The organism is Cupriavidus sp. YR651 (genome assembly GCF_900101625.1).
Classification (GTDB): Bacteria; Pseudomonadota; Gammaproteobacteria; order Burkholderiales; family Burkholderiaceae; genus Cupriavidus.
On the sequence record NZ_FMYZ01000012.1, the window covers coordinates 77,000 to 89,922 of the forward strand.

Genomic DNA, 12,923 nt, shown 5'->3' on the forward strand with positions numbered 1-12,923 from the left:
GCCTGCCCGGCCGGGATTTGATAATCCTCGCTGACGAAGAGCCGCCTGCGCCTTCGTATTGGAGCATCCATGTCCGAGGAAAGCGATCTCGAGAAAACCGAACCCGCCTCACCCCGGCGCCTTGAGAAGGCGCGCGAGGAGGGGCAGGTGGTGCGCTCGCGCGAGCTCGGCACGTTCGTGATGCTGATGACGGGTGTGCTCGGCCTCTCGATCATGGGCGGCAACATCGGCCGCAAGCTGGATGCCGTCATGCACACCAGCCTGGCGTTCGAGCCGGCCACCGCATTCGATACCAACCGGATGCTGTCGCAGTTCGCCATGGCGATCTGGGACAGCCTGCTGGCGTTCCTGCCGTTGCTGCTGATGTTTGGCGTGGCCGCCCTGGTGGCCCCGCTGGCGCTGGGTGGATGGATGTTCTCCACCAAGGCCCTGATGCCCAATTTCTCGCGCATGTCGCCGCTCTCCGGGCTGGGCCGCATGTTCTCCACGCAGTCCCTGGTGGAGCTGGCCAAGGCGATTGCCAAGTCCTTGCTGGTGGGCAGCGTCGTGGCCTGGATGCTCTGGCACAAGCTGCCGGAGGCCGTCGCGCTGATGAACGCGCCGGTCCAGGAGGCGCTGCTGCGCATGATCGAGCTGGTGCTCCACGTCTGCGGCATGGTGGCGGGTTCCCTGCTGCTGGTGGCCGCGGTCGACGTGCCGTGGCAGCTGTGGACCTTCTACAAGAAGCTGCGCATGACCAAGGAAGAGGTCAAGCAGGAGTTCAAGGAAACCGATGGCGATCCGCACATCAAGGCCCGCATCCGCCAGCAGCAGCGGGCCATGGCGCGCCGCCGGATGATGACCGAGGTGCCCAAGGCGGACGTGGTGGTCACCAACCCGACCCACTTCGCCGTGGCGCTGCGCTACGAGGAAGGCCGCATGAGCGCGCCGCGCGTGGTGGCCAAGGGGACCGAGGAAGTGGCCGCCCGCATTCGCGAGCTGGCCGCCGAACACCGTGTGCCGGTATTGTCCGCGCCGCCGCTGGCACGGGCGCTGCACCGTCACGTCGAACTGGGCCAGGAAATCCCGGCGGGCCTGTATACGGCCGTGGCCGAGATCCTGGCCTGGGTCTATCAACTGAAACACTGGCACTACGCCGATGGTCCCCAGCCCGCCGGGCCGAAGGATCTCGCGGTGCCGGACGAACTTGCCGTACCGGAAGCCCGCGCATGAACGCACTGACGAATATCTTCAACCTGCCGGGCCTGCGCTCGGGCGCCCAGATGAAGGCGCTGGCGGGGCCGCTGCTGATCGTCATGATCCTCGGCATGATGATCCTGCCGCTGCCCGCGTTTGTGCTGGACTTGCTGTTCACGTTCAACATCGCGCTGTCGATCATGGTGCTGCTGGTCGGCATGTACACGCAGAAGGCGCTGGACTTCGCGGCCTTCCCGGCGGTGCTGCTGTTCTCCACGCTGCTGCGCCTGTCGCTCAACGTGGCCTCCACGCGCGTGGTGCTGCTGGAAGGCCATACCGGCCCGGACGCCGCCGGCAAGGTGATCGAGGCCTTCGGCCACTTCCTGGTGGGCGGCAACTTCGCGGTGGGTATCGTGGTGTTCGCCATCCTGGTGGTGATCAACTTCATGGTGATCACCAAGGGTGCGGGCCGGATCGCCGAGGTGGGCGCGCGCTTCATGCTGGACGCGATGCCCGGCAAGCAGATGGCCATCGATGCCGACCTGAACGCCGGCCTGATCAATGAGGAAGGCGCCCGCAAGCGCCGGACCGAAGTGGCGCAGGAATCGGACTTCTACGGCGCCATGGACGGTGCCTCCAAGTTCGTGCGCGGCGATGCCATCGCCGGCCTGCTGATCATGTTCATCAACGTCGCCGCCGGCATGGTGGTGGGCATGGTGCAGCACGACCTGGACTTCTCCACCGCCGTGCGCAACTACACGCTGCTGACCATCGGCGATGGCCTGGTCGCGCAGATTCCGGCGCTGGTGATTTCCACCGCCGCGGGTGTGATCGTCTCGCGCGTGTCGAACGAACAGGACGTGGGCCAGCAGCTGACCGGCCAGCTGTTCTCCAATCCGCGCGTGATGTTCCTGACCGCCGCCATCATCGGCATGATGGGCATCATCCCGGGCATGCCGCACTTTGCCTTCCTGCTGCTGGCCGGCGCGCTGGCCTGGTTTGGCCGCTACATCATGCGTCGCGAGGCCACGGCCGCGCAGACCAAGACCCGCGAGGAGCGCACGCCGGCCGTGCCGGCCGAAGCCGCCGAAGCCACGTGGGAAGACGTCACGATGGTCGATCCGCTGGGCATGGAGGTCGGGTATCGCCTGATCACGCTGGTGGACCGCGGCCAGAACGGCGAACTGCTGGGCCGCATCAAGAGCATCCGCAAGAAGATCGCGCAGGACATCGGCTTCCTGGTGCCGGTGGTGCACATCCGGGACAACCTCGAACTCAAGCCCAACGCCTACCGCATCACGCTCAAGGGCGTGGAGATCGGCAGCGGCGAAGCCACGCCGGGCCAGTGGATGGCGATCAACCCGGGCCAGGTCTCGGGCACGCTGCCCGGCGCCGCCACGCGCGACCCGGCTTTCGGCCTGCCGGCCGTGTGGATCGATGCGGGGCTCAAGGAGCAGGCGCAGGCCTACGGCTACACGGTGGTGGACGCCAGCACCGTGGTGGCGACGCACCTGAATCATGTGATCCAGATGCACGCCTCCGAGCTGCTTGGCCGCCAGGAAGTGCAGTCGCTGCTGGACCGCATCGGCAAGGAATCGCCGAAGCTGACCGAAGACCTGGTGCCGAAGACGATTTCGCTCACCGGCCTGCAGAAGGTGCTGCAGAACCTGCTGGACGAGGGCGTGGCGATTCGCGACATGCGCACGATCCTGGATGTGGTGGCCGAGCACGCGCCGAAGGTCAGCGATCCGTCCGAACTCACGGCGCTGGTGCGCGTGGCCCTGGGCCGCGCCATCACGCAGCAGCTGTTCCCGAACAACGCGGACCTGCAGGTCATCAGCCTGGATGCCGGCCTGGAGCGCGTGCTGACGCAGGCGCTGGCCAACGGCGGCGGCATCGAGCCCGGCCTGGCCGACGCGCTGCTGCAGCAGGCGCAGGGCGCGGTGGTACGTCAGGAACAAATGGGCATGGATCCGGTGCTGCTGGTGCCGTCGCCGCTGCGGCCGCTGATGGCGCGCTTCCTGCGCCGGACGCTGCCGCAACTGAAGGTGTTGTCGCACGCCGAAGTGCCGGACAACCGCAATATCCGCATCACCGCGATGATCGGCGGCGCAGCGTAAGGGAACGAACATGAGCGTGGCAAAGTTTGTAGCGGCCAACGGCCGCGAGGCGATGCGCAAGGTGCGCGAGGCAATGGGCCCGGACGCCGTGGTGCTGTCCAACCGTGCCGTGGAAGGTGGCGTGGAAATCGTGGCGATGCGCGACGAAGACCTCGGCGCCGTCAGCGCCCGCGCGCTGCCCTACACCGCACCGGAGGCGCCGCCCGCGGCGCCGATCCTGCCCGCGATCGGCCCGATGTCGCACATGTCGCCGATGGCCGCCATGACGCCGCCGGCGCTGAACAAACCGTCGATGCCGTCGATGTCGCAGATGCACGCCGCGTCGATGCATCCGGCCGCCGACGCCGCGGACAACGCCGCGATCGGCGACCTGCGCGGCGAGCTCGCGTCGATGCGCACGATGCTCGAGCGCCAGTTTGCCGGGCTCTCCAGCGCGGCCCCCGGTGTGGCCGCCGGCGATCCGCTGCGCGAATCGCTGTTCGAATGGCTGGTCAACGCCGGCTTTTCCGGCCAGCTGGCCCGCACGCTGCTGGCCCGCCTGCCCGTTGGCACGGATCGTCCTGCCGCGATGGCGTGGATCCGCAAGGAAATCGCGCAAAAGGTGCCCGTGCTGGCCGATGAGGACACGCTGTTCGCCCAGGGTGGCGTGCTGGCGCTGATCGGCCCGACCGGCGTGGGCAAGACCACCACCACCGCCAAGCTGGCCGCGCGCTTTGTGCTGCGTCACGGCCCGGGGCGTCTGGCGCTGCTGACGACCGACCGCTTCCGGATCGGCGCGCACGAACAGCTCCGCATCTATGGCGATATCCTCGGCGTGCCCGTGCACGCGGTGAAGGACGCCGCCGACCTGCGCTTTGCGCTGTCGGCCATGAAAGACAAGCACCTGGTCATCATCGACACCGTCGGCATGAGCCAGCGGGACCGCAGCCTTTCCGATCAGATCTCGATGCTGGCCGGCGTGCAGGCGCCGATGCAGCGCGTGCTGCTGCTCAACGGCGCCAGCCACGGCGACACGCTCAATGAAGTCGTGCACGCGTATCGCAACGACGCGGCCGGCGCCGCCGGCGGCATCGACGGCTGCATCATCAGCAAGCTGGATGAGGCCACGCACCTGGGCTCGGTGCTGGACGTGGTGATCCGCCATCGTCTGCCGGTGTACTACGCGTCGACCGGCCAGCGCGTGCCGGAACACCTGGAGCTGGCACAGGCCGATGCGCTGGTCGAACGCGCGTTCCTGACGCCGCGTCGCGGTTCCCTGTTCGCGGACGCCGATGCCGCGCGCCGCCAGGCCGGTGCCGTGGAGGCATCGCCGGCCAGCCAGGCTGACCGTTCCGGCGCAGACGACGTGCTGCGGTCCCTGACCGACAGCGCCAACGCCGTGGGCGTCTGCGTGGAAGAACTCAACGGCGCGCAGTACGGCTTCGACCTCGCGCGCGCCCTGTGGCAGCAGCGCGGTGCCGGTGCGCCGGCGCTGCGCCAGATGGCCCAGCAAGTTCGCCTGACGATGTGCCGTGACGCCAGCCGGGCCTGCGACCGCTATGTGCTGGCCGTCACCAACACCGTCTCGCAGACGGTGCAGGGCCGCCGCGCGCCGCAACTGCTGCAGCACACGCTGTGGCTGGCTGACCGCGACGGCATGCCGCTGGCGACCACGGTGGTGCCGGCCGGCCGCACACGCCTGTCGATGACCGAAGCCGAGGTGGATGCCGAGGCGGCCACCGTCCGCGCGACGCTGGCGGCTGCCCGCACCGTCGTCAACCTGAACGACACGCTGCCTTCCGCCGCGACGCTGGCGCGCTGGCATCAACTGGGCGAACGCTGGGTGGCTGGCACGCGCAAGACGACGCGCGTGATCGCCGACGGCATGGCCAACAAGCTCGACACCATCGCCGATACGCTGACGTTCGTCGCCATTGGCGACACAACGTGGCGTGACCGTGACGCCGTGCACTGGCTGGGCCATTGCATGGTGCGCATTCCCGAAGGCCAGGTACGCACCGCCGCGCGGGGTCGCGCCAATGCCGCCGAGGGCGGCTCGGAAGCCTGCCTGGTGGTCTCCCGGCTGGTCGATCGCGACACCGGCGACATGCTGGCCGTGGACTACGTGCTGTGCGATACGGCCCTCGCCGGAGACGCCGCACAGGTGGCGCGCTGGAACAAGTGGACGCAGGACGCGGACGAGCAGTTCCGCACGCTGCGCCACGCCATCGGACACTTTGCGCAGGACGGCGAGGCCGATGCGGATGCCAGTGTGAGCGGCACCCTGGTGTCGGCGCAACTCGGCCTGACCGCGCTGCGGCTGCAACACACGCCGACGCCGACGGCCCCCGCATTCCTGTCGCGCCTGGCCGGGCGCGCCTCGGCCCGCGTGAATGCGCCGGTGCCGGGCGCCGTGCTCAATGAAGGCATGGGCCGCCTGCTGGCGCTGCTGGACGTGCTGGAGAACTACCCGGGCCGCACCGTCGAGCCCGCCGCGATTCTCGACCACGCGATCGATGCCACCGATGCGCCGGAAGCGGCGATGCACGCGATGGCGGCGTTCGACGCGATGCCGCAAATGGCATCGGCAGGAGAGTAAGCCTTGAACCTGATGGGCTCCGATCAGGCCGAAAGCCTGCGCCGCATGCTGGCCCCGCGCGTCACCCGGCGTATCGCCGTGGTGGGCAGCGACTCCGGCGCCGGTGCCACCACGGTGGCGCTGGGGCTGGCCAACGCGCTGGCGCTGCAGGGCGAACGTGTGCTGCTGGCGGACGAAGACCGCCACGGCGCCCGCGCCACGCGGCTGGCCGGCGCGACGCCAACCGCGACGCTGGCCGATGTGCTCGCCGGGCGCATGCCGATGGAAGCCGCACTGGGTACGCGGCCGGCCAGCGGCGTGGCGGTGCTGCCGTCGGGCAATGTGCCGGCCAGCGCGAAGCTCGATGGCCAGTCGCTGCCCGGCATGCGCACGGTGCTGATCGACGCGCGCGCGGACGCCGAAGGCGCGCTGTCGCCGATGGCGGGCACGGCGCACAACATCGTGATCGTGATGCGGCCGGAGGCGGCATCGATCACGGCGGCGTATGCCTGCATCAAGCGGTTGCATCACCAGTTTGCCTGCCGGCACTTCCAGCTGATCGTCAACATGGCGGCCACGGAGGCGACGGTGACGGCGCTCGCGCGCAACCTGGCCCGCACGGCGAGCCAGTACCTGGGCGTCGAGGCGGGGCTGGCCGGTTATCTGCCGGTCGATCCGCTGGTGATGCGGGCATTGCAGCTGGGCCGCTGCGTCGTGGAGGCGTATCCGGCCGCCGCGGCCACCGGCGCGCTGCGCCATGTTGCCAGCAGCATCGGCGCATGGCCGTTGCGGGAAGACGCGCAACCCCTGGGGGCGGCCGCGGCCGTTCCTGCATAAGCCAAGAACAAGAAGTCGACAAGACCCAGACACTCAGCCAGCCAGTCAGCCGGCATCGCATTGCCGGCACTGGCCCCGAAACAAAGCATTCACCGAGAATTCCACCATGTACACGATTCAGGGAAAGCTCGAACAGGCAGACGTGGTCAAGTCACACGCATCGCTGGTGCGACGGATTGCGTTGCAGCTGGCGGCCAAGCTGCCGGCCAGCGTCCAGATCGACGACCTGATCCAGGCCGGCATGATCGGCCTGCTGGACGCCGCCAAGCGCTATGAAGACAACCACGGCGCGCGGTTCGAGACCTACGCGAGCCAACGCATCCGCGGCGCGATGCTGGACGAGGTGCGCGCCAACGACTGGCAGTCCCGCAGCCTGCGCCAGTTCACGCGCAAGATCGAACGCACGCAGCGCGGCCTGGAGCAGAAGCTCGGGCGCACGCCCATCGATTCGGAGGTGGCGAAAGAGCTCGAGATGCCGCTCGACGAATACCAGGAGCTGCTCAACGAGGTGTACGGCTGCCAGCTGCTGCACTACGAGGACTTCGAGCGGTCCGGCGAGGAGGATTTCCTGGATCGCCATCTCGGCGCGACCGAGGACGCCAATCCGCTGACGGTGCTGATGGAATCGGGCATGCGCGAAGCGCTGATCCGCGCCATCGACAAGCTGCCGGAGCGGGAAAAGCTGGTGCTGTCCCTGTGCTACGACCAGGAGCTGAACTTGCGGGAAATCGGCGCGGTGCTGGAAGTGACCGAATCGCGCGTCTGCCAGATCCGCAGCCAGGCCATTACCCGTCTGCGCAACCAACTGCGCGGATTGCTGTGATGCGGGCGGTCCTGGCAATGGCGGCTGCCGCGGCGTGCGGGTGCGTGCCGGCCCTGGCGGGTGCGCAGGGCTTGACCCGGACCACGCTGGAAACGGGTGGCTCTCGCCACGCGTGGACCTCGTCCACAGCGGGGCCGATGATCGCGAACCGTGGTCAGCGGGCGGTGTCGCCGCCGATCCTGCCGGCCGGTACGGTGCAGCAATCGGAAGGTCTGATCACGTCGGTGCGCTGGCGCTACAGCTTCACGCGCACGCCGCCGATCGACCTGCAGGCGTATCTGTGCAACGCGGATCGCTGCGTGCTGTTGTCCGGGGCCGAAGGAAAGACTGACGCCTTCATGGGCGACGACGCCACCAAGGGCTTTGTGTTCGCGTTCCGCGTACCGGGGCAGGGCGGCATGACGCCCACGCTGCAGGGGCGGAGCAACGAAGTGACGGTGAGCTACCGGTAGGTGCCGGCAAGGGCGCGGCCGCAGGCAGTACAAGTGGTACGACAAGGCCGCGCAACGACGCCAAGATCGTTTTGAAGCGACCTCTAAGCGTCGACGATGACTTCGAAACCACCGAAGATCATCCGTTTTCCATCGAATGGCATCGGGTCCATGCCTTCCTTCACCCGTGGGTCGGCCATCACCGCCTTCATGCCGGCATCGCGCGCTTCGCGCGAGGGCCAGAGGACCCACGCGAACACCACGGCTTCGTTATCCTTGCGCTGCACCGCCATGGTGAACGATGTGACCTTGCCTTCGGGCACGTCGTCGCCCCAGCACTCCACCACCTTCAGTGCGCCATGTTCCTTGAATACCACCGATGCCTTCAGGGCGAACTGGCGGTAGGTTTCCCGGTTGGCCGTGGGCACTGCGATAACGAATCCATCGATATAAGCCATTTGCGGAGCTCCCGTCGATCGAGTCTGGCCACCCTGAGATGGCGTGACAGATGACAGCGCGACACATGGAGGCCGGCGCGCTGCACGCGTCTACCTACCATAGTGCATCGCGCTCCCGCATGGCGGATGCGGCATGCAGGGCCGGCAGGCGAGTGGCGTCCACGGCATTGCCGACCCCCAAAACAAAAACGGCCGGCGCCACGCATAGTGCGTGACTCCGGCCGTCCTGCCATCCTGTGCCATCCGCCACCGGGGTGGCGGGGCGGATGGATGTTGCTGCCTTAGCCCTTCACGGATTCCAGCGCCTCGTTCAGCGTCTTGCTCGGACGCATCACCGCTTCCAGCTTGGCGACGTCCGGCATGTAGTAGCCGCCGATGTCAACGGGCTTGCCTTGCACATCCGACAGTTCGCCGACGATGGTCTTTTCCTTGTCGGTCAGCGTCTTGGCCAGCGGCGCGAAGGTCTTCGCCAGGTCGGCGTCGTCCTTCTGCGCGGCCAGTTCCTGGGCCCAGTACATGGCCAGGTAGAACTGGCTGCCGCGGTTGTCGAGCTGGCCGGTCTTCGGCGACGGGCTCTTGGCGTTGTCGAGCAGCTTGCCGGTGGCGGCGTCCAGCGTCTTGGCCAGGACCTTCGCCTTGATGTTGCCCGACTTGATGCCCAGCTCTTCGAGCGACACGGCCAGCGCCAGGAATTCACCGAGCGAGTCCCAGCGCAGGTGGTTCTCTTCCACCAGCTGTGCCACGTGCTTCGGTGCCGAACCGCCGGCGCCGGTTTCGTACATGCCGCCACCGGCCATCAGCGGCACGATCGACAGCATCTTGGCGCTGGTGCCCAGTTCCATGATCGGGAACAGGTCGGTCAGGTAGTCGCGCAGGATGTTGCCGGTCACCGAGATGGTGTCCAGGCCGCGGATCACGCGCTCGAGCGTGTAGCGCATGGCGCGCACCTGCGACATGATCTGGATATCCAGGCCCTTGGTGTCGTAGTCCTTCAGGTACGTCTCGACCTTCTTGATCAGCTCGGCTTCGTGCGGACGGTACGGGTCCAGCCAGAAGACGGCCGGCATGCCCGAGTTGCGGGCGCGCGTGACGGCCAGCTTCACCCAGTCGCGGATCGGGGCGTCCTTGACCTGGCACATGCGCCAGATGTCGCCCTGCTCGACCTGCTGCGTCAGCGCGGTCAGCACTTCGCCGGTGGCGTTGTCGACGATGCGGGCTTCGCCGTCTTCGGCGATCTCGAACGTCTTGTCGTGCGAGCCGTACTCTTCGGCCTTCTGCGCCATCAGGCCGACGTTCGGCACCGTGCCCATCGTCACCGGATCAAAGGCGCCGTTGGTCTTGCAGAAGTTGAGGATTTCCTGATAGATGCGGGCGAAGGTCGATTCCGGGATCAGGCACTTGGTGTCCTTCGTGCGGCCGTCGGCACCCCACATCTTGCCGCCGATACGGATCATGGCCGGCATCGAGGCGTCGACGATCACGTCGTTCGGCGCGTGCAGGTTCGAGATGCCCTTGGCCGAATCCACCATCGCCAGTTCCGGGCGATGCTCGTGGCAGGCGTGCATGTCGCGGATGACTTCCTCGCGCTTGGACTCCGGCAGCGTTTCGATCTTGGTGTACAGGTCGACCAGGCCGTTGTTGACGTTCACGCCCAGTTCGTCGAACAGCTTCGCATGCTTGGCGAAGGCGTCCTTGTAGAAGACCTTGACGGCGTGGCCGAACACGATGGGGTGCGACACCTTCATCATCGTGGCCTTGACGTGCAGCGACAGCATGACGCCGGTCTTGCGCGCGTCTTCCATCTGTTCCTCGTAGAAGGCCAGCAGCGCCTTCTTGCTCATGAACATGCTGTCGATGATCTCGCCATCCTGCAGCGCGACCTTCGGCTTCAGCACGATGGTCTTGCCGCTCTTGGTGACCAGCTCCATGCGCACTTCACGCGCGCGGTCGAGCGTGATCGACTTTTCGCCGTGGTAGAAGTCGCCGTGCTTCATGTGGGCCACGTGCGTGCGCGATGCCATGCTCCACTCGCCCATGCTGTGCGGGTGCTTGCGCGCGTAGTTCTTGACGGCGGCCGGCGCGCGGCGGTCGGAGTTGCCTTCGCGCAGGACCGGGTTCACGGCGCTGCCCAGGCACTTCGAGTAGCGCTTCTGGATGGCCTTTTCCTCGTCGTTCTTCGGGTCTTCCGGATAGTCGGGGATCTTGTAGCCCTTCGACTGCAGTTCCTTGATGGCGCTGACCAGCTGGAACACCGACGCGCTGATGTTCGGCAGCTTGATGATGTTGGTGTCCGGCAGTTGCGTCAGGCGGCCCAGCTCGGCCAGGTTGTCCGGCACGCGCTGTTCTTCGGTCAGGAACTCGGGGAATTCGCCCAGAATCCGGCCGGCCACGGAGATGTCGCTGGTCTCGACGTTGACGCCGGCGGGGCTGGTGAATGCGCGGATGATCGGGAGGAAGGCACTGGTTGCCAGCAGCGGAGCTTCGTCGGTCAGGGTGTAGATAATGGTGGGCTGCTGGTTACTCATCGCTTATCTCGCATCAAATTCGGGTTGGGAAATGCCCCGTCCGGGTCGCGGCGCGAGGCAGGTCTCGAATTTTGCCTGATTTTGCATGGCGAAGGTGTGATCCTTCATGTGAAATTTGTGTGCCGTATGCATCTGAATTCAACGGTGCTTTGCATATCGTGCCGTCTTTGTCAGGCAATGGCGTTCAAGATCATTGAATTAAGTTTGAATTGGGGCTTGGCAAAATTCCGGATTCTTATGTCTTATAGAAGAGTTGGAGTGGTCTAGTCGGGTATAGCGAGGTGACGTATGACGCTTTAGGCACTTTGCGTCGGGGCGGTCAGGTATGGAAGCTGCCGGCGTCGGCGGCAGGGCGGGCGGGCTCGCCGCCGCGTTCGAACTCCGCGATCACCTGCGCGCCGAGCAACAGCAGCGTCGCGGCAATCTCCAGGCTGAGCAGCACGACGATCGCGGTGGTCAGGGACCCGTAGACCTTGCCCACCTGGGACAGCGTGGCGAAGTACCAGACCAGCACATGGCGCGAGATTTCCCAGAGGACGCCGGCGATCACCGCGCCGATCAGCGCGTGCCGGACCGACAGCCGCCCCACCGGCATCACCAGGTAGATGGAGGTCAGCAGCAGGATCTCGCCGGCCAGCCCGATGAGGTACAGCAACGTGCCGGACAGACGGTCGAGCGACCAGTCATGGCCGAGCACCTCCAGGTGGCGCGCGCCGATGGTCTGCAGCCCCCCGGCGACGACGGTGACCAGCAGCAGCCCCAGGCTCAGCACGCCGATATAGCAGTACGGCAGGATGGCGGAAACCAGGAAATGCCGGCGCCGGATGGCCACGCGATGCACGAAGATCACCGACATGGCGTTTTCCAGCACGGTAAAGGCCAGCGAGCTGAAGAACACCATCGAGACCAGCAACACCCAGCCGATCACCCCACGGTTGTTCATGAAGCGGGCCAGCTCCGCCACCAATGCGCGCGATTGCCCGGGCAGCAGCCATTCCAGATAGCGCTCCAGCGTTTCCAGCAGCTGTGCCGAATCCACGAAGTGCGACAGGCCGATCAGCATCAGGATCAGCAGCGGCACGATCGACAGCAAGGCGTAGTACGCCACCGCCCCGGCCAGCAGCAGACCCTGGTTGGCGCGGAAATCCTTGAGCGTGGTGAGAATGAGGCGGCCGGGGTGCTTCAGCACCAGCCGGACGCGGGCGTCGAATATCGGCACGGCGGCATGGCGGCAATAGGGGACGGGCCCGGGAGCGGACCGCGTTGCCGATCAATGTGGCTGATCGCCACCCTCCCGGCAAGAGGAGTTTGTCTGACAGCACCGCCGCCGGGCGCGCCAGCCCTGCCTGCCCTGCCTGCCTTTAGGGGCGCGCGGCAAGGAGGTCGAGGATGGCTTGCGTGGTGCCGGTCTCGCCCAGTCGCGGGAAGATGTGCGCGATGCTGTTGGCATGGGCGTCCGGATTCATGTCGGTCATGGCGTCGGTGGCCAGCGTGACATGGAAGCCCAGGCTGTGGGCCTCCCGCGCGGTGGATTCCACGCCGATGCTGGTCGCCACGCCAACCACCACCACCTGCGTCACGCCAAGGCCCTTCAGGCGGGATTCGAGTTCCGTGTTACGGAAGGCACCCCAGGTGTGCTTGGTCACCAGGTGGTCCGTTGGCTGCCGGTTCAGCGCCGGAGACAGCTCGGTCCAGTCCGCGGGCGGCGCCGTGGAACCGCGGGCGGCCTGTTCGGCACGTCCCGCCGCGCGCCCAGCCACGTTGACCAGCACCACCGGCAGCCCGTGCTGGCGGAAGCCTTCGGCCAGCCGGGCGGCATTCGCCACGATGGCGTCGGTCGGATGCGCGGTGGGCAAGGCCAGGATGCCCTTCTGCAGATCGATCACGATCAGGGCGGTCATGGGATCGAGTGTCGTCACGGCCATGATGAGCTCCGGTGGCGGGGGAGGGGGAGGGGGAGGGGGAAATGGCACCTGTCAGGGGCTGGCGAGCCCGG

10 protein-coding genes are annotated in these 12,923 nt (G+C 66.9%); 6 read left to right on the forward strand and 4 right to left on the reverse strand.

The features are described from left to right. Positions 1-69 precede the first annotated feature (69 nt). From flhB to BLR29_RS25490, 6 genes are all read left to right on the forward strand, one after another. Positions 70-1,212 (forward strand): flagellar biosynthesis protein FlhB, encoded by a 1,143-nt coding sequence (flhB, locus tag BLR29_RS25465; RefSeq protein WP_092140856.1) that lies wholly within the window; start codon positions 70-72, stop codon positions 1,210-1,212. After that, positions 1,209-3,296, forward strand: coding sequence for a flagellar biosynthesis protein FlhA (gene flhA / locus BLR29_RS25470; RefSeq protein ID WP_092140858.1), 2,088 nt, complete (start codon positions 1,209-1,211; stop codon positions 3,294-3,296). The genes flhB and flhA overlap by 4 nt, the downstream gene beginning before the upstream one ends. 10 nt (positions 3,297-3,306) lie before the next feature. Then, positions 3,307-5,874 carry a flagellar biosynthesis protein FlhF gene (gene flhF, locus BLR29_RS25475; protein ID WP_092140860.1) on the forward strand — a complete coding sequence of 856 codons (2,568 nt, stop codon included), beginning with the start codon at positions 3,307-3,309 and terminating at the stop codon, positions 5,872-5,874. A gap of 12 nt (positions 5,875-5,886) precedes the next feature. Beyond that, positions 5,887-6,690 carry a MinD/ParA family ATP-binding protein gene (locus BLR29_RS25480; protein WP_092140980.1) on the forward strand — a complete coding sequence of 268 codons (804 nt, stop codon included), beginning with the start codon at positions 5,887-5,889 and terminating at the stop codon, positions 6,688-6,690. A 106-nt stretch (positions 6,691-6,796) separates the two neighbouring features. Next, entirely contained in the window at positions 6,797-7,513 is a 717-nt protein-coding gene (locus BLR29_RS25485; RefSeq protein WP_092140862.1) for an RNA polymerase sigma factor FliA, read from the forward strand. Continuing rightward, complete coding sequence (locus BLR29_RS25490; RefSeq protein WP_092140864.1) at positions 7,513-7,965, forward strand: flagellar protein FlhE; 453 nt, start codon at positions 7,513-7,515, stop codon at positions 7,963-7,965. Before BLR29_RS25485 ends, BLR29_RS25490 begins: the two co-directional genes overlap by 1 nt. A gap of 83 nt (positions 7,966-8,048) precedes the next feature. On the opposite strand, the gene BLR29_RS25495 is transcribed toward BLR29_RS25490, so the two are convergent. The 4 genes from BLR29_RS25495 to BLR29_RS25510 form a co-directional block, all read right to left on the reverse strand. Then, a complete protein-coding gene (locus tag BLR29_RS25495) occupies positions 8,049-8,402 on the reverse strand; it encodes a DUF1428 domain-containing protein (RefSeq protein ID WP_092140866.1) in 354 nt (117 codons plus the stop codon). Between the two features lie 281 nt (positions 8,403-8,683). Beyond that, positions 8,684-10,927 (reverse strand): NADP-dependent isocitrate dehydrogenase, encoded by a 2,244-nt coding sequence (locus BLR29_RS25500; protein ID WP_092140868.1) that lies wholly within the window; start codon positions 10,925-10,927, stop codon positions 8,684-8,686. 319 nt (positions 10,928-11,246) lie between these two features. Next, positions 11,247-12,146: a YihY/virulence factor BrkB family protein gene (locus BLR29_RS25505; RefSeq protein ID WP_092140870.1), complete on the reverse strand. Its 900-nt coding sequence runs from the start codon at positions 12,144-12,146 to the stop codon at positions 11,247-11,249. Between the two features lie 142 nt (positions 12,147-12,288). Next, positions 12,289-12,852, reverse strand: a complete 564-nt coding sequence (locus BLR29_RS25510) for an isochorismatase family protein (RefSeq protein WP_092140872.1) — start codon at positions 12,850-12,852, stop codon at positions 12,289-12,291. Positions 12,853-12,923: the final 71 nt, after the last annotated feature.